The 20,559-nt window shown below is 37.3% G+C and carries 22 protein-coding genes, 11 tRNA genes and 1 rRNA gene; 2 read left to right on the forward strand and 32 right to left on the reverse strand.

The genetic code is table 11. The features are described from left to right. The 13 genes from SM124_RS23060 to SM124_RS23120 all read right to left on the reverse strand — a co-directional run. Window positions 1-116, reverse strand: a 16S ribosomal RNA gene (locus SM124_RS23060); the annotation flags it as partial. Window positions 117-200: 84 nt separating this feature from the next. Next, a tRNA-Gly gene (locus tag SM124_RS23065) sits at window positions 201-274 on the reverse strand. A gap of 19 nt (window positions 275-293) precedes the next feature. Next, window positions 294-370, reverse strand: a tRNA-Pro gene (locus SM124_RS23070). Window positions 371-379: 9 nt separating this feature from the next. Continuing rightward, window positions 380-456: transfer RNA gene (locus SM124_RS23075), tRNA-Arg, on the reverse strand. 23 nt (window positions 457-479) lie between these two features. After that, window positions 480-565: transfer RNA gene (locus SM124_RS23080), tRNA-Leu, on the reverse strand. Between the two features lie 63 nt (window positions 566-628). Next, window positions 629-713 (reverse strand) — tRNA-Leu (locus SM124_RS23085). Between the two features lie 45 nt (window positions 714-758). Continuing rightward, window positions 759-831 (reverse strand) — tRNA-Lys (locus SM124_RS23090). 9 nt (window positions 832-840) lie between these two features. Next, a tRNA-Gln gene (locus tag SM124_RS23095) sits at window positions 841-915 on the reverse strand. Between the two features lie 13 nt (window positions 916-928). Continuing rightward, window positions 929-1,004, reverse strand: a tRNA-Asp gene (locus SM124_RS23100). Between the two features lie 10 nt (window positions 1,005-1,014). Continuing rightward, window positions 1,015-1,086 (reverse strand) — tRNA-Glu (locus SM124_RS23105). Window positions 1,087-1,093: 7 nt separating this feature from the next. Further along, window positions 1,094-1,184 (reverse strand) — tRNA-Ser (locus SM124_RS23110). 4 nt (window positions 1,185-1,188) lie between these two features. After that, a tRNA-Asn gene (locus tag SM124_RS23115) sits at window positions 1,189-1,263 on the reverse strand. Between the two features lie 125 nt (window positions 1,264-1,388). Continuing rightward, the gene (locus SM124_RS23120; RefSeq protein ID WP_322448852.1) at window positions 1,389-1,850 is read right to left on the reverse strand and encodes a SprT family protein; all 462 of its coding nucleotides are present in this window, start codon (window positions 1,848-1,850) and stop codon (window positions 1,389-1,391) included. 96 nt (window positions 1,851-1,946) lie between these two features. Between SM124_RS23120 and cmpA the strand changes: the two genes are divergently transcribed. Next, window positions 1,947-2,060: a cortex morphogenetic protein CmpA gene (cmpA, locus tag SM124_RS23125; RefSeq protein WP_139339513.1), complete on the forward strand. Its 114-nt coding sequence runs from the start codon at window positions 1,947-1,949 to the stop codon at window positions 2,058-2,060. A gap of 28 nt (window positions 2,061-2,088) precedes the next feature. Here cmpA and SM124_RS23130 read toward each other — a convergent pair whose 3' ends face one another. The 14 genes from SM124_RS23130 to acpS all read right to left on the reverse strand — a co-directional run bounded on the left by SM124_RS23130 (window position 2,089) and on the right by acpS (window position 13,687). Continuing rightward, on the reverse strand, window positions 2,089-4,257 hold the full coding sequence (locus SM124_RS23130) for a Tex family protein (RefSeq protein WP_322448884.1): 2,169 nt from the start codon (window positions 4,255-4,257) through the stop codon (window positions 2,089-2,091). Window positions 4,258-4,420: 163 nt separating this feature from the next. Beyond that, window positions 4,421-5,017, reverse strand: a complete 597-nt coding sequence (locus SM124_RS23135) for a PP2C family serine/threonine-protein phosphatase (protein ID WP_322448853.1) — start codon at window positions 5,015-5,017, stop codon at window positions 4,421-4,423. Then, window positions 5,014-5,808 carry an RNA polymerase sigma factor SigB gene (gene sigB / locus SM124_RS23140; protein ID WP_322448854.1) on the reverse strand — a complete coding sequence of 265 codons (795 nt, stop codon included), beginning with the start codon at window positions 5,806-5,808 and terminating at the stop codon, window positions 5,014-5,016. The genes SM124_RS23135 and sigB overlap by 4 nt, the downstream gene beginning before the upstream one ends. Beyond that, window positions 5,786-6,259, reverse strand: a complete 474-nt coding sequence (rsbW, locus tag SM124_RS23145; RefSeq protein WP_322448855.1) for an anti-sigma B factor RsbW — start codon at window positions 6,257-6,259, stop codon at window positions 5,786-5,788. The genes sigB and rsbW overlap by 23 nt, the downstream gene beginning before the upstream one ends. A gap of 1 nt (window position 6,260) precedes the next feature. After that, on the reverse strand, window positions 6,261-6,587 hold the full coding sequence (locus SM124_RS23150) for an anti-sigma factor antagonist (protein WP_322448856.1): 327 nt from the start codon (window positions 6,585-6,587) through the stop codon (window positions 6,261-6,263). A gap of 56 nt (window positions 6,588-6,643) precedes the next feature. Continuing rightward, on the reverse strand, window positions 6,644-7,654 hold the full coding sequence (locus SM124_RS23155; RefSeq protein ID WP_322448857.1) for a PP2C family protein-serine/threonine phosphatase: 1,011 nt from the start codon (window positions 7,652-7,654) through the stop codon (window positions 6,644-6,646). Window positions 7,655-7,665: 11 nt separating this feature from the next. Next, window positions 7,666-8,067 carry an anti-sigma regulatory factor gene (locus SM124_RS23160; RefSeq protein WP_322448858.1) on the reverse strand — a complete coding sequence of 134 codons (402 nt, stop codon included), beginning with the start codon at window positions 8,065-8,067 and terminating at the stop codon, window positions 7,666-7,668. A gap of 4 nt (window positions 8,068-8,071) precedes the next feature. Then, entirely contained in the window at window positions 8,072-8,428 is a 357-nt protein-coding gene (locus SM124_RS23165; RefSeq protein ID WP_407691444.1) for an STAS domain-containing protein, read from the reverse strand. A gap of 2 nt (window positions 8,429-8,430) precedes the next feature. Continuing rightward, window positions 8,431-9,255, reverse strand: coding sequence for an RsbT co-antagonist protein RsbRA (gene rsbRA / locus SM124_RS23170; protein ID WP_322448860.1), 825 nt, complete (start codon window positions 9,253-9,255; stop codon window positions 8,431-8,433). Window positions 9,256-9,780: 525 nt separating this feature from the next. Next, on the reverse strand, window positions 9,781-10,131 hold the full coding sequence (gene ndoA, locus SM124_RS23175) for a type II toxin-antitoxin system endoribonuclease NdoA (RefSeq protein WP_019156408.1): 351 nt from the start codon (window positions 10,129-10,131) through the stop codon (window positions 9,781-9,783). A gap of 4 nt (window positions 10,132-10,135) precedes the next feature. After that, window positions 10,136-10,417, reverse strand: a complete 282-nt coding sequence (locus tag SM124_RS23180) for a CopG family ribbon-helix-helix protein (protein ID WP_322448861.1) — start codon at window positions 10,415-10,417, stop codon at window positions 10,136-10,138. A 209-nt stretch (window positions 10,418-10,626) separates the two neighbouring features. Continuing rightward, window positions 10,627-11,787 carry an alanine racemase gene (gene alr / locus SM124_RS23185; protein WP_322448885.1) on the reverse strand — a complete coding sequence of 387 codons (1,161 nt, stop codon included), beginning with the start codon at window positions 11,785-11,787 and terminating at the stop codon, window positions 10,627-10,629. A 204-nt stretch (window positions 11,788-11,991) separates the two neighbouring features. Further along, on the reverse strand, window positions 11,992-13,011 hold the full coding sequence (locus SM124_RS23190) for a LolA family protein (RefSeq protein ID WP_322448862.1): 1,020 nt from the start codon (window positions 13,009-13,011) through the stop codon (window positions 11,992-11,994). Window positions 13,012-13,330: 319 nt separating this feature from the next. After that, entirely contained in the window at window positions 13,331-13,687 is a 357-nt protein-coding gene (acpS, locus tag SM124_RS23195; protein WP_322448863.1) for a holo-ACP synthase, read from the reverse strand. Between the two features lie 156 nt (window positions 13,688-13,843). Between acpS and SM124_RS23200 the strand changes: the two genes are divergently transcribed. After that, the gene (locus tag SM124_RS23200) at window positions 13,844-14,557 is read left to right on the forward strand and encodes a rhomboid family intramembrane serine protease (RefSeq protein ID WP_322448864.1); all 714 of its coding nucleotides are present in this window, start codon (window positions 13,844-13,846) and stop codon (window positions 14,555-14,557) included. Window positions 14,558-14,588: 31 nt separating this feature from the next. Here SM124_RS23200 and SM124_RS23205 read toward each other — a convergent pair whose 3' ends face one another. From SM124_RS23205 to SM124_RS23225, 5 genes are all read right to left on the reverse strand, one after another. Beyond that, complete coding sequence (locus SM124_RS23205) at window positions 14,589-16,079, reverse strand: PH domain-containing protein (RefSeq protein WP_322448865.1); 1,491 nt, start codon at window positions 16,077-16,079, stop codon at window positions 14,589-14,591. Next, window positions 16,072-16,551 carry a PH domain-containing protein gene (locus SM124_RS23210; protein ID WP_322448866.1) on the reverse strand — a complete coding sequence of 160 codons (480 nt, stop codon included), beginning with the start codon at window positions 16,549-16,551 and terminating at the stop codon, window positions 16,072-16,074. The genes SM124_RS23205 and SM124_RS23210 overlap by 8 nt, the downstream gene beginning before the upstream one ends. Window positions 16,552-16,663: 112 nt before the next feature. After that, a complete protein-coding gene (uvsE, locus tag SM124_RS23215) occupies window positions 16,664-17,626 on the reverse strand; it encodes a UV DNA damage repair endonuclease UvsE (protein ID WP_322448867.1) in 963 nt (320 codons plus the stop codon). A 174-nt stretch (window positions 17,627-17,800) separates the two neighbouring features. Then, window positions 17,801-19,261 (reverse strand): degradosome RNA helicase CshA, encoded by a 1,461-nt coding sequence (gene cshA, locus SM124_RS23220; RefSeq protein ID WP_407691445.1) that lies wholly within the window; start codon window positions 19,259-19,261, stop codon window positions 17,801-17,803. 502 nt (window positions 19,262-19,763) lie between these two features. Beyond that, window positions 19,764-20,480 (reverse strand): alpha/beta hydrolase, encoded by a 717-nt coding sequence (locus SM124_RS23225; RefSeq protein WP_322448869.1) that lies wholly within the window; start codon window positions 20,478-20,480, stop codon window positions 19,764-19,766. Window positions 20,481-20,559 lie beyond the last annotated feature (79 nt).

A 20,559-nucleotide genomic window follows, 5' to 3' on the forward strand; every position in this document is an offset into this window, starting at 1 on the left:
TTACTCACCCGTCCGCCGCTAAGTTTCAAAAGCAAGCTTTTAAAACTTCGCTCGACTTGCATGTATTAGGCACGCCGCCAGCGTTCGTCCTGAGCCAGGATCAAACTCTCCAATAAAGAGTAAGATTAGCTCTTAAAAATAATAATAGATTAACGTTGACGTATGATTCGTTCAGTTTTCAAAGAACAATAGGTTTTATTTGGAGCGGGTGATGGGAATCGAACCCACGACATCAGCTTGGAAGGCTGAGGTTTTACCATTAAACTACACCCGCATATTTAATTTAGTATGACTGGTCGGGAAGACAGGATTCGAACCTGCGACCCCTTGGTCCCAAACCAAGTGCTCTACCAAGCTGAGCTACTCCCCGATATTATAATGGCGCGCCCGAAAGGAGTCGAACCCATAACCTTCTGATCCGTAGTCAGACGCTCTATCCAATTGAGCTACGGGCGCAATAAAAATCATATGAGAATCTATGGTGCGGCCGAGAGGACTTGAACCTCCACGGGGTTGCCCCCACTAGGCCCTCAACCTAGCGCGTCTGCCATTCCGCCACGACCGCGTTTTAATAACAGCAGAATTATATCTTAACAAATCTAGTTGTAATTACTCAAGTGGAAATTATTGGTGCGGGTGAAGGGAGTCGAACCCCCACGCCTTGCGGCGCTAGATCCTAAGTCTAGTGCGTCTGCCAATTCCGCCACACCCGCTTAATAAATAAAGGAAACTTCTTTTGCTATCGCAAAAAAGTTTAGTGAGCCATGGAGGACTCGAACCTCCGACCCTCTGATTAAAAGTCAGATGCTCTACCAACTGAGCTAATGGCTCGAAATAAAATGGCTGGGCTAGCTGGATTCGAACCAACGCATGTCGCAGTCAAAGTGCGATGCCTTACCGCTTGGCTATAGCCCAATATATATTTTAATGGCGGTCCCGACGGGAATCGAACCCGCGATCTCCTGCGTGACAGGCAGGCATGTTAACCGCTACACCACGGGACCTAAAAATATATGACCCATACGGGATTCGAACCCGTGTTACCGCCGTGAAAGGGCGGTGTCTTAACCGCTTGACCAATGGGCCTAAAATATGGCGGAGAAGGAGGGATTTGAACCCTCGCGCCGGTTACCCGACCTACACCCTTAGCAGGGGCGCCTCTTCAGCCTCTTGAGTACTTCCCCATAATGGCTCCGCAGGTAGGACTCGAACCTACGACCGTTCGGTTAACAGCCGAATGCTCTACCACTGAGCTACTGCGGAATAATTAACTGCCTTATCGACTCTTCATATTATAATGACCAACATTGAAGAAGTCAAGAAGTTATTTTTCATCCGGACCGTTGTTCAGTCGCGGAATAATAATTTAACATCTTTTTAAATCCATGTCAAACATTTATTTTAATTAATTTTCCACGGCACTTTCCACAGACATACTTATTTATATTAACCGCTCTTTTTCTTTTATATATTTGTTTACAACTAGTACATGAGTACAAAAGCTCAGGTCTAACACTTTTCCTAGTCGGCCGATCAGGAAGAGTGGAACAGAATCTTGGCGCATCTACCTTCATTAATAACTCTCTAAAATCTCTATCTCTATGTTTGTATCCTTTACCCTCAAGATGAAGATGATAATGACAAAGCTCATGTTTGATAATACCGATTAACTCTTCTTCTCCTAACTGTTCATAATACTTTTTATTTATTTCTATGTTATTAGAGCTAAGCATGTATCGTCCACCGGTTGTTTTTAACCTGTTATTGAAAAAAGCTTTATGGCGAAAAAGTTTCCCAAACAACTCTAGAGAAATTTTCTCAACCATGGCCTGAAGTACTCTATCATTCACTCATACTCTCTCCTCTCAAAGAAAACGTGAACGTGACAACCTATTATAGCATACATTATATATACCTTTTGAATCCTATATTAGGAGGTAAAAACAATGCCTACTTGGTTCCAGAACCAGATGCAAAAAGCATTTCTTGAGAAAAATAGATACCAAATAAAATTATTAAACCAATGCTGGTTTTTTTACAGAAAAAAACACTGCTCTTAAACAGCAGTGTTCTTGCTTGATTATACTTTTATTCCCCTGGAGGCAACATCGTTAATGCAACTCGTCCTTTATTAAAATCAACGGAATCTACCCAGACCGTTACAACATCCCCTACCGAAACAATATCTAGTGGGTGCTTAACGAATCGATTAGTAAGCTTAGAAATATGAACAAGACCATCCTGTTTCACACCGATATCAACAAATGCTCCAAAGTCAACCACGTTTCGTACCGTTCCCTGTAATTCCATTCCTACTTTTAAATCCCCTAGCTTAAGTACATCTTTTTTCAGTAGTGGTTTAGGTAACTCATCCCTTGGGTCTCTTTCAGGTCTCATTAAAGCTTCTATAATATCCTTTAATGTTAATTCACCCATATTCAATTCTGCCGCTACTGACTTTACATCTATTTTTGAAAGTGATTCCCTTAAAGATTCTGAACCTAGGTCTTTAGTTGAGAAACCAAGATTTTTAAGAAGACTTTTCACCTCTGTATAACTTTCAGGGTGAATACCTGTACGATCTAACGGATCACTTCCATCTAGCACTCTTAGGAACCCTATCGCTTGTTCATATGTTTTAGCACCAAGTCTAGGTATTTTCTTAAGCTGTGTTCGGCTTATGAATTTACCTTCTTCTTCTCTCTTCTTAACAATATTATTTGCAACGGTCTTAGATAGTCCAGCTACATATTGCAATAAGGAGGAAGAGGCCGTATTAACATTCACCCCAACTTGGTTTACGGTTGTTTCGACAACAAACGTTAAAGACTCAGATAATCTCTTTTGTGAAACGTCGTGCTGATATTGTCCTACACCAACTGACTTAGGATCGATTTTTACTAATTCAGCTAAAGGATCTTGAAGTCTTCTCGCAATTGAGACTGCACTTCTTTCTTCAACTTGAAAATTCGGAAATTCCTCTCTAGCTAAATCTGATGCGGAATATACACTAGCTCCAGCCTCATTAACAATTAAATAGTAAATCTCTTCCGCCTGTTCTTTTAAAATCTCGGCTACAAACTGTTCGGTTTCACGAGAAGCTGTTCCATTACCGATAGCAACCATTTCTACTTTATAGGCTTGAAGAATGTTAATAAACTTTTCTCTGGCTTCCTTTGCTTTTGAAACGGGTGGATGAGGATAAATAACATCAATTTTATGTACCTTTCCGGTTTCATCAACAACAGCAAGCTTACAACCTGTACGATAAGCCGGATCTACCCCAAGGACAACCTTCCCTTTTAACGGCGGCTGTAATAAAAGGTTACGTAAGTTCTCGGAGAAAATATGTATAGCTTGCTCTTCAGCCTTTTCTGTTAATTCATTTCGGATTTCTCTTTCAATCGATGGCTGAATAAGACGTTTATAACCATCTTCAATCGCCTCTTGGATAGCTTGTACTGTAATAGCATCTGTACGCTTAATCCACTTTTTACTTAAATAGGTCATGATAAACTCTACATTCGGCCTAATGGAAACTCGTAGTACATCTTCTTTTTCTCCACGATTCAATGCCAGAATCCTGTGAGGGACTATTTTACTTACAGGTTCTTCGTATTCGTAATACATTTCAAAAACATTTTTTTCGTCTAGTTCGCTGTTTTTTGCAACAGATTCAACCATACCTGTTTTGAAGGTTTCTCTTCTAATCCACTTTCGACTCTCCGCATCATCTGAAACCAGTTCAGCAATTATATCTTTGGCACCTACAATCGCATCTTCAACTGTTAGGACTTCTTTCTCCTCAGATAAAAACTGCTCAGCTTCCTTTTCCAGAGACCCACTAACAGGAAAAGTCATCATCCATTGAGCAAGAGGCTCAAGCCCTTTTTCTTTAGCAATAGTGGCTTTTGTTCTTCTCTTCTGTTTATAAGGTCTATATAAATCTTCAACCTCTTGCAACTTAACCGATTTAACAATTTGTTGCTTTAGTTCCTCGGTTAATTTCCCTTGTTCTTCAATCAAGCGAATGACTTCGACTTTTCTTTGTTCTAAGTTTTGTATGTATTGCCATCGTTCCATTATGTTTCGAATTTGCACTTCATCTAGAGCTCCTGTTTGCTCTTTGCGGTACCGGGCAATAAACGGAACGGTATTCCCTTCTTCTAAAAGAGTTATGACACTATTCACTTGTTTTACAGAAAGGGATTGTTCTTTAGCTATTAAGTTTAATAGTTGATCTTTTGTATCTACCATTTGTTCCAATAGTCAGTCCTCCATACATAAGTGATATATAACATATTAACAAATGAACAAAGTATATGTACAACATACTAACGTTATACAGCTATATGATAGACTGTAGTTTCTTAATCTTACTGCGGTCATATAGAAAAAGCTGTCGAAATTTCGACAGCTACTATAATAAACTCCCTAAAATAAAAGTGGCATCGTCCATATGAGAAGTATGATTTCTTTTTATTTCCTCAGCTATTCTCTCAACACTCATATAACTTTTAAGTAGGGCTTTAACCCCTTGTAGATTGATACCATCTGAGTAAACGAGGAATTTAGAATTTCCTTCATAAGGATAGCGTTGGGTGTGGAATTTTTGAGGCTTTCCTGATAAATATCCTGTAACAGGCAAAGGGTATGTTAAACGTCCATTCTTGGTATAGAGGAAGAATCGAATATTCCCTACACAACTGTAAACAAACTCTTTTTTTATAAAATCCACTTTAAAAACAGCTACAGCTGCACCTCTTTTATGAAAAAGCACTTCGTTACATCTTGACATAATAGAGTTCACATCTTCATGTTGATATTGCTCTACTACTTCTATAACGGCTGAAGAAGCTTCATTCGCATACTTCCCGCTGCCCAATCCATCTGCAAGAACACAAATAAAATATTCATCTGTTGCAGCAAAGAAATAACTGTCTCCGCAAAGTGTGTTTCCCTGTTTGGTCGTTTGATGTGCAATGGCTTCAATGTTCTTTTGGTTTAAATAAGTCATGAAAGACACTCCGAGTTGTTATTCTCCGCATGTATGGCCTCTTGTAGCTTTTTAATAGCCTTTCTTTGTAGACGTGAAACATGCATTTGGGAAATACCTAGTTTTTCACCGACATCTTTTTGACTCAAGTTCTCTAGATAGGTGTATTGAATAATCTCCCTTTCTCGATCTGTTAACACGTGCAGTACTTTTTCAAGGACTAATCTTTGATTTACTTTCTCATAACCTTCATCTACATTACCTACAATATCTAGTAGCGTTACTGTTCCGCCTTCAGAATCCGCTTCGATAGAATGATCAACAGACAATGCCTGATAACTTTTACCCATCTCCATCGCTTCTAATACCTCTTCTATTGAAACGTCTAGTACCGATGCAATTTCATCTACTTTTGGGGATCTTTGTAATTGTACCGTTAGATCTTCAACCGTTGCCTTTATTTTAGGGCCAAGTTCTTTTATGCGTCTCGGGACGTGTACGCTCCACGTTTTATCTCGGAGAAATCGTTTAATTTCTCCAATAATAGTCGGAACCGCAAACGCCTCAAAGCTTTTACCAAACGATTCATCGTAACGACGGATGGCTCCTAAAAGACCAATCACTCCGACTTGAACTATATCTTCATGATACGGTCTCCCTTTAGAATACTTTCTAGAAATGGTTTCGACTAAATTCTTATAATAAAGCACAAGTTGATTCTGCGCATCTTCATCTTGATGGTCTTGGTAAGACTTTATTAGGTCACTTATTTCTTCTTTTGTATACTGATTAGGTTGAGATTTTTTTTGCATCCATCTCCACCCGCTCTCCCTCAAGGTATTTTGTCATCATGACCGTAACACCCACATTCTGATGAATTCTAACTTCATCCATCAGCGTTTCAATAAGGTATAAACCTAATCCTCCTTCTCGTAAAATTTCTACAGAGTCATTGGGGTTATAAGGGCCGATTCCTTCTTTAGCCGATTGAAAGTCAAAACTTTGACCATTGTCTGAGACCATTACCTCAAGTCGATCTTTAAATAATCCAAAGCCGATAACAACTTCCCCGTTATCATTTGATTTGTACGCGTGTTGAACCGCATTAGTACACGCTTCACTAGTGGCAATTTTTAAATCTTCAATTTCGTCATAAGTAAATCCCATTCTACTTGCAATCCCTGATAGAGTTAAACGAATCACACCAACGAATTCAGGCTTTGACGGAATCTTCATTTCTATATAATCGTATGGTTCGTTCATTTTATTCCACCTCATTCTGGCAGTTAATATCAATAATGTCTGCAAGTCCAGTAATTTCAAACAGCCTCTTTAAACGATCAGATAAACCTCTTAACTGAAATGTCCCATTGTGAGCGCGGATATTCTTGAAGATCCCTACAAAGACCCCTAAACCTGTACTATCCATGTAGGATACATCAGTCAAATCCACCCTCAACGTTATCCCTTCTCTTTCAGAGATAGGGAATAAGGTTTCTCTCACTTTTGGTGCTGTATATACATCGATTTCACCACTAACTTTGGCTTCTACCGAATGATCATTTTCTATAACATCTATTTTAATATTCATATCCGGACCACCTTTTACTTTCAATTGCTACTGTTCAATACCCTTTTACTAAAGGATTAAACCTTTCTCTTCAAAATGATTAATGTAAAATCATCCCGCAATTCAAAATGTTGAAGTCTTTCAATTTCTTTGAATAAACTATTAACAATTTCTTGAGCACTTAAATGAATATATTTTTTAATGTAGGTAATAAGGGTTTCTTTTTCTATAAAACCTTCATCAGATCGACACTCTGTTACTCCGTCTGACATAAGGATAATCATGTCATCTATCTCAATTGCTTTTTCATATTGAGCATACTTCGTTTTCTTATCTACTCCTAGTAGTAAACCTTTAGCTTCAATTTCAGTAAACTCGTCTTTAGCTGCATGATAATAAAAACCTGGCTCATGGCCAGCTGAGGAATAAGTAAAAGTATGATTACTTGTGTTATACATTCCAAAGAACATGGTTATAAACATACTAGGGTCAACGTTTTGCTCCACAACCCTGTTAATATTCTCGAGAACTAGCTTAGGTTCATGCTGACTTCCCGGTAAACTATCCATAGCATACTTAATCATGGACATACAAAGAGCAGCAGGAATTCCTTTCCCTATTACATCAGCTATCGCAATACTAATATGATTATGTTCATCTTTTACAAAATGATAGTAGTCCCCGTTCATATGTTTGGCAGGTACACTAATAGCACCAATATCTAGACAGTCAACTGTAGGAATGGTAGTACCCAGAAGTGTTTGTTGCACATTTGCTGCAATCTCCATTTCTGTTCTTAATTCCTGTTGTTTATGACGTAGGCTTTGATGTTCTCGGTAGGCCAAACCATAGCCAAGCATTACTTCTAGTAAAATATCAAAAGAATCAATGACTTCTTTTGATAAATCAGGGTACATATTAGTTAATGATAACTTATGAAGGCTAATGAGCTCTTCAGGTGATATTTTATTTTCAATCGATTTTCTGCTAAACTTCTGTCCCTGATAAAGAGCTTGCTCTGATTGCTCGGTTATATATTTTTCAAGAATATCCCGATACTTTGACTCCATCATTTCTCGGAAATCCATAATGTGTCCCCCTAACGGATCCATTTAGTTGTTATGATTTTAGTACCATTACCAGATGAAGATTCTATATTAAATTCATCCATCAAACGCTTTACACCTGGCAATCCAGCTCCTAAACCACCTGAGGTTGAATAGCCATCTTCCATAACTTGACGAATATCACTTATTCCTGGGCCACTGTCAGATGCAACAATTCGCAATCCCGCTTTTGCGCCGTCATAAATCTTTTCTATGCAAACTTGTCCTTGGCCTGCGTATAAATAGATATTCCGCGCCAATTCGCTGATAGCTGTAGTTATTCTTGCTTGGTCGACTACTCCGAATCCAAGTTCTTTTGCAACATTACGGCCTAATTGTCTTGCTGCAACGATGTCCCATTCATTTATGATTTTTACGCAGGATTGGATCTCCATACGGTTACTCCCCCAATTCCTGTTTAAGTTTCTCCAAACCTTTTTCTAAGTCTAGTGCTGTAAGGACATCTTCTAAACTTATTCCTAATTCAATAAGTGTTATAGCTACAGCAGGCTGGATACCTGTAATCACTACTTTTGCACCCATTAATTTTGACATATTAATAACATCGCCTAATACTTTTGCTATGAAAGAATCAATAAAATCAATGGATGTTATATCTATCACTACACCATTCGCACTGGTTTCGTGTATTTTATGTAATAAGTCTTCTTGAAACTGTAGTGCCGTTTGATCATCTAGCTCCCATTGAATAGACACTAATAAACAGTCGTATAATTTCAGAATAGGAATTCTCACCATTATTCCTCCAAGTTCACAATCTTTTTATTCGTTAATTCTAATGCCGCTTCAATTCCTTTTTTCAACGTGTTTTTCGTAGTAAATTGATTTAAATCAATTCCTAAATTCACAATTGTTTGTGCTATTTCAGGTCTTATTCCTACCAACATACATTTAGCCCCAACAAGACGAACTGCATCTGCAGCTTGGATGATATGATGTGCAACCATTGTATCTACAACAGGAACTCCTGTAATATCTATTAAAACTACCTCAGATCTATGCTTTACTACACCATTAAGTAAATTCTCCATTATCTGCTTTGCTCGTTCAGTGTCAATCGTCCCAACCAACGGCATAACCGATATACCTTCAAATACTGGGATTAATGGTGCTGAGAGTTCTTGAAGAGCTATTTTTTGCAGGGATACGGTTCTTTCCCAAGTAGTTGAGTACATATTAACCAGTTCGTTTCTAAGAGGACTGATCCAGTTATCAAAATCAAAAATAATATCCATTTGATTATCGTTGTTTATAATTCCTTTTTCTTGCATACCTTCAAATACAATTTGGACGAATACTCGAAGGCCATCTTGAACAAAGCTTAGAGGCCAAGCTAGCCTTACTGTTTTTTCTGCAAAGTCATTAAGTTTCTCGTTATAGTTTTCATGATCATTCATGTTAGATATAACAAGTTCGATGAATTCTCTGCTTGTCCCTACGAAGACTTGATCAGATACAACACGTAGGGCTCTTTCATCCGACTTTTCTTTCATCTTCTCAATCCAACTAGCAAGAATTTCGTCTCGGTTTTCTTGAATATAATTAACAATGTTTTTATTCATTACATCCTCTCCATTCTACCATATTAAAATTTATATTTAAGTTTTGTTCATTTAATGTAAACCAACTTTAAAATTGTAACAAAAGTTACACTTTTTAACACTCAGGTTAACTAACATCTTATGTTTATCATACTAATGTATTACATCTGTCTGTTGTGTCGGGTATTTACCCTAATATTTCTGACTTTGTTACTTTCCCTGTTTTTTAGCTCCTTAAACCTCTAGGTAAAGTTTTAATCCTTTAATTAGAAAAGAGCTCTTTAAAAACACAAAAAGGACAAATCGTTTATTTGTCCTTCGGCAGAAAACACATATTAAGATATTGAAAAAGGCTATTTATAGGGTGAATGTTGGTAACATTCACCTTTAACATCAGAGCTAATAATTTTGTTTAATTTGTATACACTTATATAACACAAAGGTTAAACAAAGCAGTAGTTCCGATGTAAGAAAGGCTTTTCAAATGGAAGTATTTGATCTCAGCCTTATAAAAAATACGCTCTTTATCGGTAAAGAGCGTGATAATTAAAATTCTATTAGACCTAAGCTTATTTGAAGAGCTTCATCCACTTTTTCCATCATTTCGTCATCGAGATGAGTAATCTTATCGGTTAAACGTTGTTTATCAATTGTTCGAATTTGTTCTAAGAGAATAACTGAATCTCGTTCAAAACCGTATCGCTTCGCATCAATTTCAACATGAGTAGGCAGCTTTGCTTTCTGTATTTGCGCTGTTATCGCTGCGATGATTACTGTGGGACTAAACCGATTCCCGATGTCGTTTTGGATAACAAGTACCGGACGGACACCACCCTGTTCTGAGCCAACAACTGGGGACAGGTCTGCGAAATAAACGTCACCACGTTTGACAATCAAAGGATTATCCCCCGCTTACTAAACGTTCAACTGTGTGTTCTGCTTCATATTCTGCTTGAAACGCTTCAGAAGCAATGGTTAAATTAATTTTCGCCATTTCCATGTAGCCTCTTCTCATGGATTCACGAATTTGTCTCTTTTTTCGCTCGCGCAAGTACATCTTTGTTGCTTGATAGATAAATTCGCTTCTGTTAACGTTCTCTAATTTAACAAAACCATCTAATTCGGTTAAAAGATGTTGCGGTAATTTTACTAAGATTTCTGTTGTTGCGCTGGACTCAGACACAAACACACACCTCCACCATAACTACACACCATTTTATCTCTACCATATTTAATATTAACATCAATCAGCAACTATGCAAAGACTATTTGTAATTCTTCTGTATTATCGACCAAAAAAATACTCTTTTATGCATTCATACGTACACATGTAAAAAATATGTTTTAATTTTGGGCAACTTTGGGACAATTTTTAAAACTCTGTCAAAACACTTAAACTAACATAGAGTTCTTTACCTGAACCAACTTACCAGATTTCTTATACATTCTTGGGACTCTACTTGAAATTAAACAAGGAACTTCATAATTTATAGTTTCTAACTTTTCTGCCACATCATTAATGGATATATGCTCATTACCTTGTGTACCGATTAATGTCACTTCAGTCCCGACTGGGAGCTCATATGGTAGCTTTATCATACACTGGTCCATGCATATTCTACCCACAATTGGAACCTTAATTCCATTAATAATCACTTTTTGTCCTTGAAGTTTTCTTATCCACCCATCAGCATATCCAATTGGGAGTGTTCCTATCCACTCATCTTCGTTTGATTCGTATGTGGCTCCATAGCTAATCTTTTCGCCCTTTGTAACTTTTTTTACATGGACAAGTTTGGAATGTAGAGAAAATGCCTCTTTTAAAGGAAAAGGTAAGATATCTTGGATTTCTAAAGATGGAGTGAGACCGTACATCCCTATACCATAGCGGATTCCATTGAAGTGAGCATTAGGCATTCTTAGAGCAGCAGCACTATTGCTTGCATGAATGAGTTTTGGCTTTATATTAAACCAAGAGAGCATCGTTTCAAAGCGTTCAAGCTGCTCCTTAAAATAGCTTTCATTTAACTCATCCGAAGTGGCAAAGTGAGTAAAGGCACCTTCAAGATAAAACCTTTTTTCCACTTGGAGTATTTGCTCTATATCCACTATCTCAGACTGTTCTCTAATCCCGAGACGACCCATTCCTGTATCTAGCTTTAAGTGTATTTTAATAGGAGCTTTATTAGTAAGGATTTTTCTAGCCTGGTTGAGCCAGTCTTTCTGGAACACCGTTAAGGTTAAGTTATATTTGACTGCGACATTTATATCCTCAGGTCGACTGGCACCTAATACTAATATAGGGGCTTGGATACCCTTCCTCCTTAACGATATAGCCTCGTCCAAAAAGGCTACAGCTAAATATGTTGCTCCTCCTTCTAATGCTACCTGAGCAACCTGTTCGTCTCCATGACCATAGGCGTTTGCTTTAACAACCGCCATTAGTTCTACCTCTTCAGGCAAATGTTTCTTCATGTTCCGAACATTTTCCATAATACAATCTAGGTCTACTTCTGCCCACGTATCACGGTAAAACAGACTTTGATCTTCCATCCCCATTTTCACATCCTTACACTGTCCACTTAAAATTTATCCTCTAATTCCATCAAGGTTACACACCATACCTTAAACTAATAAATATGATTATCAAACTCCACAGGCGAAAATGTCAAGAGAATTACAGTGAGGAGGAATATATTTCATTTTCTTAAAGAAAACGTAATAAAACAGGCCCAAAGAGTGGGCCTGTTGCAAAAGTTATTTTACCATACTACCTTGAACCTGTACGGAACGAGCTAACATAGTCAGTTCTTCTTTTGAAAGTTCATTAGAGGCAATCATATAGTCCACACCTTGGTGCGTCCATTTAATCGTATTATCTGTCATGGCACCGATCGTGAAACCAAGATCAATCGGTTCACCTATAACTGTAGTTGCGGTTGCAGTTGCAGGTGCCACACGTGCTTTTTCTTGGATGAATGTAAATGACTTTTCACCATCATAAGTTAAAATCACACGCTTACCATTTTCTGTCGCCATTTCTTTCTCATCAATTAAGCTAACATCTGGAATTTCAGCTGTAGGGTATTTTACCGTAAACGCCTCATCTTTAATTTCAGCCATTACAGGAACCTCTATTTGAGCACCAGTCATATTTTTAGCCATATCAAAGTCTTTTTTATCAAAAGTAGCGTCAAATTTAACATTAGAGAATTCAACGGTTACTAATGCTTTACGATCTGGATCCATAACCTTTACTGAAATTGGAGTTAGGTCTTTCTTGTTTAAGACAATTTCTTGTAGTGGGAGCATTTTGTTGTTTTGATAACGAGTTTTCGTTTCAAATACATAATGTTCTTTAGTTGAGCTAAATTTCACTTCTTTGTCTTCAATAATATCTTTCACTAAAGACTCATACAAGTAAGCTTGGCTGCTGTTTTCTGGCCAGTCGCTTTGGAAGCGGAAGCTCTTATTTAATGCTGGAGTTAATACAAACACCCCATCATCGTTACGAAGAATCATTTGGCTTTGATCTTTTTGAGCATTCTTTAGATTTACACGATAAAACGTTGGCTCCATATGCCAAATTTCCACTTCATATGTTTGTGGTTCTGCACCCATTTGCAATGTCATTTTCGCTTCTGCTTCATACCCTTTTAAGCTTTCTAACTTTTTACCTAAATCCTTCACAACATCTTCTTGTGATTTAGCCCCACAGGCGGACAATAATAACACAACCATAATCCCGGTAAGTAGCAAAAATAAGTTCTTCTTCAAATCTTTCCACCCCTTTTGTCTCATTTCAACGTGATTGACTAGCTCTAGCACCTGTCACTTAAGCAATACTTATAAAATGAATCACATGCTGAACTTTCTGTGAAACAGCCTATAATCTTTGCTAAGTATTAAGTACTCCCGCTTTTCGTTTTAAGAAGAGAACGAAATCGTTTGAAAACCGTTTATGATTCACCATTTCTTAAATCATTTACATGTATCAAACGGAGCCTTGTCTCCCCTATTGCACTATGAATATATGAGACAACCTGGGGGAATATGTCCATTTCGATTGACAAGCTACTATTTTTTTCGAAATTATTTATAATAACTTCTCGATAATCACCTGAGCAACTGCATACTCCTTACTATGAGAAATGGATAAATGCACGCCTTCTGAAAAAGGTTTTACAATGAAAGGCTTACCATTAATATCAGTAGAAATTTCTATATGTAAAAAGGAAAGATTTTCTCCTATTCCTGTACCAACTGCTTTCGAAAAGGCTTCCTTTGCTGCAAACCTACCCGCTAAAAACTCAACTTTTCTTGCGTCTGACAGTTGTTCATACTTTTCGTGTTCTGTTGATGTTAAAATTCTCCTGACAAATTTGCTTTGTCTAATGGCCAATTTCTCTATCCTACCTAACTCAACAATATCGATCCCTATTCCAGTAATCATTCAATCAGTTCCTTCTATATTAATTTCTTCTAGCATAAAACATTATGGGAAGAGCTTTATTTAGTAAAAGACATGTAAAAAGCATTATTAGTGAATGTTATCCACGTTAAAGGCTATTATGTAAGTAGAAGATTTGCAAGGGAGGTCTAAGTTCGTATGTTTACAAGGACGGAAAGCTTTAAAGAATTCTTACGGTTCTATCCAGTTGTATCCATCATTGTCTTTATTCATATAGTACTATATTTGTTTACTATTTTGCCCGTTTTCCCAAGTGGATGGCTCTTTGAGAACTTTGCAGGTGTTAATTTGTATATAGTTGAGGGGGAGCTTTGGAGGCTCATTACGCCTATCTTTTTACACAGTGGTTTCCCTCATATGTTGTTTAACAGCTTTTCATTAGTTTTATTTGGACCTGGCCTTGAAAGGTTATTAGGTAAACGGAAGTTTATCACCCTTTATTTAGCAACGGGAATACTAGCAAATATTGCTACACTTATTCTAAAACCGCTTACCTATTCTCATGTGGGTTCTAGTGGTGCCATCTTTGGCTTATTTGGTATTTATTTGGCCATGAGGATGTTCAGAAAGGATATGCTATCAAGAGAGAATTCCCAAGTTATTATAACCATTGCTGTTATTGGTTTAATCATGACTTTTATTCAACCTAATATTAATGTAACCGCACATTTATTTGGTCTAATCTCAGGATTTTTATTAGGGGGATTCAGTCTAGGAAGAGGGAGAGCAATGATTGGCTCCTTTAAGTCGGTTACTCATAAAGCCTCCTCTCAGAGACCATCTATTTCTCCTAAAATGATTATCTTAGGAGGCATAGTTCTACTTGCGATTTTAGGATTGTTCACTAGATAACAGGAAAGGTGCTCACACTAAGAGCACCGTTTTATTTCGTTTCAGTATCTAAATTAGTTTCAGTTGGTGATAAACGTCTCTCTGAAGAGTACCACTTATAGATTTCCAAGACATCTTCCTTATTTAAATCAATAACCGTTCCTCCTGTACCACCTAATCCCGACTTTACCGACGCTTCAACGGTTGCAAGCTTCTTTTTCCTCTGAAAATAGCTTTCTCGGAAAGAAAAGGATTGAATTTTGTACCTTTTCATAAAAACAGTGTGTTTTACAAGGGTACGATACCTTAATGACAATTGAAGCTGCTGAATGTCCCAACCAGCATCCTTATACTTTAAGTAAGACCAGATGGATGAAACCAACAGGAAAAGGATGGATGATAAAAGACCCCATAATTTAAATATAAGGATTGGAATTATAATCAAAGGGATTACATAAATCCAGCCCCTAAATAGATATCGAATGAAGGACCTTCTAGGTACAGTTTTAAAATCATCGGTAAACAGATATTCCGTTAAGAATGGCTCAATTAATGCTTGTATTTTACTTTTTTTAATAACAGGTAGTAAAACAACCTTTGAGCTCTCTTCATTAACCGAAGAGCCCCCTGCGCTTTCTACAATAACAGTCGCATAACCGATGGGCTGACGGACTATATTTTCACTTATCCGTATTGCCTGAATCCTTTTTATTGGGATGGTAAATTGTCTTCGTTCTAAAAGCCCTCTCGTTATGACTAAGTCTTCTCCTACTTTTCTTACAGTAAAGTTGGCATACTTAATCATTGTCGCTATTAATGCAATAATCCAGGCAAATAAAAATCCTACAAACAAGACCAAACTTACAAATACTAATCCACTTGTAACAAATTCCTCTAAGCCTTTAAACACACGTTCATATGGAATGATTTCTTCAAATTGAAAAATAAAAGCTAAGACAGCAGAGATAACGACACCTACACCACCCGAGGTAGATGCTAGTATAAAAAGCTCTTTTGGAGTAGCTTGATAAATAATATTATCCTCAACCTGGATTTCAGTTTCATTTAATCCTTTATCCTTTTGCATTCTTTTAGAAGCAGCGAAAATCTCTTGGATTGCTTCCGCTTCTTCCTTTTTTATAGCCGTTAGTACCCCTTCTGCATCCTCTATCCCATTTGAACCAGCTGTCTCCACTTTCACTTTAACCAGTTGAAAAGGGCGGTGTAGAATCCCCTCTGATAAATCTAAGCTCTGTATCCGTTCAAACGGAATGTATCTTTTCTTCGTAACGAATAACCCGTACTCGATGCGCAATTCATTATCTTCAATTCTGTAGGTAAAACGATACCACGATAGTATTCCTTTGATGAGTAGTAATAGGAGAATTCCAGTAGCTCCTATTACTAGCACGAAAGAGGAGATTCCCTCATTATCTCTCGTTCCTAGAAAGATAAAAACCATAAATGGAAAGAATAATTCCTTCAACTGTTTGAAAAAGCTTAAGACGGCAGTAATAGGATGCAATCTTTTAGGCTCAAACATCCTCATCCGCCACCCTCGCTAGCCTAGATATAAATAGCCTTATCTCCTCCGCTTCCTCTAATTCTAAAGCCGGTATTTCATGAATGGTAGCAGCTGTCGAAACTGTAACCGTAGCTAGTTTATATTTTCTTAACAATGGCCCCTGCTGAGTATCAACGTGTTGCACCCGTACCATCGGAACTAAGGTCCTTGTTATAATGAAGATGCCGCGTTGTAGTTCAATCTCTTGCTCTCTAACTTCATAACGCCATCGTTTCCACTTTAGAGATGGAAACAAATAAATGATTAAATAGGCATAAGCTATTAATAACAGTATGGCTATCCAAATGATCCAATTTGGCCATTCAAATTTTACGGTTAACCCAATCATTCCTCCTGAGAATAGCAACATAAATAAAGTCTGTATGGAACCAGATATTCTCCAAACAGTTAGTGCTCGTTCAGAGATTCTATTTTTCGGCTCAGATACCATAACTCTCCTCCTACGCTCCTTAACATTTACTCTATATACGAACTATTTTATCATTAGTTTCAGGAGCAAAGGATTCTTTCTATAACTTTGTTTCCTTACGAGATAAGCCTCACTAAATTTCAAAGCTTGACTGATCAATTAACTTTATCCCTTGTGCTTCTCTTAACTCCTCCGCCAACTTGAACAAAGCCTGATCCTTTTGCTTCGCTTCAATCATGCAATGGATTTCCGGAACACTTCCCTTTATTTCATTTAAAAAAGTTAGGAACATCTTTGGATCAACATAATCAGCGTGTGCACGAAAGTCTTTTTCAGATTTCGGACTAGAAATATGCATCTTAATAGGTAATTTTGAATGACCCCATGTAGAAACGATACGATCCCAGTCTTCAACCCAATTTTCATTTTGAAAATTAGCTAGATGATGGTGATAATCAAATACAAGTGGAATACCTAATTTTTCACACAAGTACAACGTATCCTGGAGGGAAAAGGTGGTGTCATCATTTTCTAACATAATCATCCTCTGAATCCGTGTAGGGATAGAGCCCCAATTATGTATAAATTGCTCTAAAGCCTTCTCCTTATCATCATATGCTCCACCAACATGGAGAACACAACGATGCTCAGTATCAAGTTCCATCCCTTTTAAAAGAGCTTCGTGCATAGCCAGTGTCTTAATGGACATGTTTAAAATGTCTAGCTTTTTCGTATTCAATAAGACAAAGTGATCTGGATGAAAGTCCACCCTTATGGAATGGTCTTTTAAATAATCAGCAATCTCTTTTAAGGCACCTTTTAACGGTCGCATATATTTCCAATCAGCTAACTCTTCATGATTAGCAAGTGGAATAATTCTAGAAGTTAACCTAAAAAAATGGACTTGGTTTCCTACATTATGTTTGAGCAGCCTTAAAATGTTTTCTAAATTAGAAACGGCAATTCTCTCAAGCTTATTGATTGCAGCCTCACGATCTTTTATTTGTGAAAATTGTTTAAAGGTCATGGTTTGTGACGGAGAACAATTTTGAAGTTCCATACTCATCGCCACATAACCTAGGCGGACAATGGTCATACGTAATCCCTCCACTTGTACATTCGCTATGCTTAGTATGCGCTATATGCTAGGAGGTGATTTACATTGTAAGTTTATTTATGGATGGGAGGAGCAATGAAGGTTTAGAAAAAGGACCTTACAACAAAAAAGAGAGCGATGCTCATTGAACATGCTCTCTCTCTTCTAACAATATTAACGATAGTTATTGGATGATTTAGGTCTACTGCTGTTGTCTCGGTTGCTTGGGCGTTTTCCACCGCTGCCTTGGCCTTGTCTTGGCTTATAATTGTCTCTTCTGTTATTGCCGCTTCCGCTTCCATTTCCACCACGTGAGTCATATCTTCTTCTATCAGAAGATCTCTCTCTTTTAGCTGGTAGTGGTTTTTCTTCTGTAAGCTTAACAGGTGTCGTATCCGGTTCTTTTGTTAGCATTTTTAACATCGCAGCAATAATCGTTGCTGGTTCATGCTGTTCTAACAACTCATCCGTTGCCTGTTTATAATACTGAAGGTTATCTGTCTCAATTGATGCCTGAATCTTTTCAATTGCTGCTTTTTGTTGTCCTTCTAGTGCTTCATCAAGAGTTGGTGGCTTCATGCGCTCCATTTTTCTCTTCGTCGTTTTTTCTACCACAGCTAGGTAAGATTTTTCACGAGGAGAGATGAAAGTCATCGCTACACCTGTTTTCCCTGCACGTCCTGTACGTCCAATACGGTGAACATAGCTTTCAGGATCTTGTGGGATGTCAAAATTGTATACATGTGTAACTCCAGAGATATCAAGTCCACGTGCAGCAACATCTGTTGCCACTAGTACATCAATGGATCCTTCTTTGAATTTTCTTAATACAGAAAGGCGTTTAGCTTGGCTTAAATCTCCATGGATTCCTTCTGCCATATATCCTCTAAGAGTAAGAGCTTCTGATAATTCATCTACTCTACGTTTTGTACGTCCAAATACAATCGCTAATTCTGGTGATTGAATATCAAGTAAACGAGTTAATACATCAAATTTACTCTTTTCTTGTACTTCTAAGTAATACTGCTCAATTAAAGGTACTGTCATTTCTTTCGCTTTAACTCTAATTACTTCAGGGTTCTTCATAAATTTCTCAGCCATTCTTTGAATAGGAGCTGGCATTGTAGCAGAGAAAAGTAAAGTTTGACGATCTTCCGGAGTTTTTGAAAGAATCGCTTCAATATCTTCAATGAACCCCATGTTTAACATTTCATCTGCTTCATCTAAAACTACAGTATGTACATTCTCAAGGCGAATCGTCTTACGGTTGATATGGTCTAAAATACGACCAGGTGTACCGACGATAATTTGTGGGTGATTCTTTAATGCTCTAATTTGTCGATTGATATCTTGTCCACCATAGATAGATAGGACACGTGTTCTTTTACCGTAACCAATTTTATAAAGCTCTTCGGAAACTTGGATAGCCAGCTCACGAGTAGGTGCGATAACTATTCCTTGAATTAAGTTAGAATCTTTATCCACTTTATCAATTAAAGGAACTCCAAATGCAGCTGTTTTTCCCGTACCAGTTTGTGCTTGGCCAATTAGATCTTTATTTTCTAAGCTAACAGGAATAGTTAATGCTTGTACCGGAGTCGCTTCCTCAAAACCCATTCTCTTTAATGATTTCATAGTTGCTGGACTAATACCTAAATCTTGAAACTTTGTCGTCAATGTATTCATTCTCCTTCTACTTCATAAAAATATTTATCCCGTTTCCACCGTATTAAACATCGTTGGTGAATAACAGTGAAACTTACCAGCAGAAGATTATCATTAAAACCTTTTACATAAAGGTAATCATATGCGTTTACTATTTTTGCGCAGAAAAAAACTAACCACCTATAAGTGATTTCCGCTATATAAAAGTTTCACTATTTAATTAGGATATGAATGTATTCATTTGTCTAACTCGAATAAGGAATCGAAACTTACTGTTATTTCTTCATATAAAAGTGAAAAAAGACATTCTCCTCGTTGGAGTATGCCCGGAATGAAGAATCTCTCGTTGACACTTTGAGGTAATCTTATCATCTAAAGGGATTGATTGCAATATAAGGAGTTTGTTGGTTTTATTAAAAGGCCCTTTTCTAAAACTAGGTTGCTCCGTACTTGTATCATTCTTGCTATAAAATTAATTTCTTACACTTGGAACAGAACTCTTTTCATCATTTAAAAACGTATAGACTTCTTTAAAAAGCCTTTCACGTTCATCACAATGACATATCAGATGCTTAGATTCTTTAAAATATAGGAGCCTTTTATTCATCGTACTTATTGAGTTGTAAAGAAACTGAGCACTTTTCGGAGGAACCACTCCATCGCACTCACCTTGAGCAATTAATGTCGGGATATTCACTTTTTCTAGTATCGGCCGAATATTAGCTACCAGTTTTCGAAATTGAATGGTTGCGGTAAGAGGAGTTTCTTTTATTTTCTTTTTATATCTTAAGAAAAGTTCATTTTCTAATAATTTTCCTCTAGAAGCATCTTTTAACATGCCAGATACATCTAATGCAAGCTGTTTTGGATTAACATAATAGGCTGCGGCACTTAAGAGAATCAGTTTATCGATTGGATAATGCACCGCTAAATAACTTGCGATTAAACCACCCATTGAAAAACCAATGACAAACACCTTTTCACAACTTGCCAAAAGCTTCTTTAGTTCATTTTCTGCATGTTCAATCCATTGGTTATAGCTAATACCCTTTAAATTTAATAATTCACCATGACCTGGTAATGTGGGGACAACGATTTGCCAATTTGTTTGGTGCTTTAAATAATCCACTAATGGTTCTACCTCACTTGGAGATCCAGTAAAACCATGTATGCATAAGCAGCCAATCAATTGATTCACCACCCGAATTAATTTTCGCGAAAATTCATGTAATAAATAAACCTGAAATCCCTTGATAACTCTTTATATT

This window comes from Robertmurraya mangrovi, from assembly GCF_034427655.1.
GTDB lineage: Bacteria > Bacillota > Bacilli > Bacillales > Cytobacillaceae > Robertmurraya_A > Robertmurraya_A mangrovi.

Excerpts from the sequence above, each read along its gene's own strand:
- cmpA (WP_139339513.1), top strand. The coding sequence starts at position 1,947 with ATGCCTACTTGGTTCCAGAACCAGATGCAAAAAGCATTTCTTGAGAAA.
- SM124_RS23160 (WP_322448858.1), bottom strand. The coding sequence starts at position 8,067 with ATGGAGATCCAATCCTGCGTAAAAATCATAAATGAATGGGACATCGTT.
- SM124_RS23200 (WP_322448864.1), top strand. The coding sequence starts at position 13,844 with ATGTTTACAAGGACGGAAAGCTTTAAAGAATTCTTACGGTTCTATCCA.
- alr (WP_322448885.1), bottom strand. The coding sequence starts at position 11,787 with ATGGAAGATCAAAGTCTGTTTTACCGTGATACGTGGGCAGAAGTAGAC.
- rsbRA (WP_322448860.1), bottom strand. The coding sequence starts at position 9,255 with ATGAATAAAAACATTGTTAATTATATTCAAGAAAACCGAGACGAAATT.
- cshA (WP_407691445.1), bottom strand. The coding sequence starts at position 19,261 with ATGAAATCATTAAAGAGAATGGGTTTTGAGGAAGCGACTCCGGTACAA.
- SM124_RS23210 (WP_322448866.1), bottom strand. The coding sequence starts at position 16,551 with ATGGTATCTGAGCCGAAAAATAGAATCTCTGAACGAGCACTAACTGTT.
- SM124_RS23155 (WP_322448857.1), bottom strand. The coding sequence starts at position 7,654 with ATGGATTTCCGAGAAATGATGGAGTCAAAGTATCGGGATATTCTTGAA.
- acpS (WP_322448863.1), bottom strand. The coding sequence starts at position 13,687 with ATGATTACTGGAATAGGGATCGATATTGTTGAGTTAGGTAGGATAGAG.
- SM124_RS23150 (WP_322448856.1), bottom strand. The coding sequence starts at position 6,587 with ATGAATATTAAAATAGATGTTATAGAAAATGATCATTCGGTAGAAGCC.
- sigB (WP_322448854.1), bottom strand. The coding sequence starts at position 5,808 with ATGCAAAAAAAATCTCAACCTAATCAGTATACAAAAGAAGAAATAAGT.
- SM124_RS23135 (WP_322448853.1), bottom strand. The coding sequence starts at position 5,017 with ATGACTTATTTAAACCAAAAGAACATTGAAGCCATTGCACATCAAACG.
- uvsE (WP_322448867.1), bottom strand. The coding sequence starts at position 17,626 with ATGACCATTGTCCGCCTAGGTTATGTGGCGATGAGTATGGAACTTCAA.
- rsbW (WP_322448855.1), bottom strand. The coding sequence starts at position 6,259 with ATGAACGAACCATACGATTATATAGAAATGAAGATTCCGTCAAAGCCT.
- SM124_RS23130 (WP_322448884.1), bottom strand. The coding sequence starts at position 4,257 with ATGGTAGATACAAAAGATCAACTATTAAACTTAATAGCTAAAGAACAA.
- SM124_RS23205 (WP_322448865.1), bottom strand. The coding sequence starts at position 16,079 with ATGTTTGAGCCTAAAAGATTGCATCCTATTACTGCCGTCTTAAGCTTT.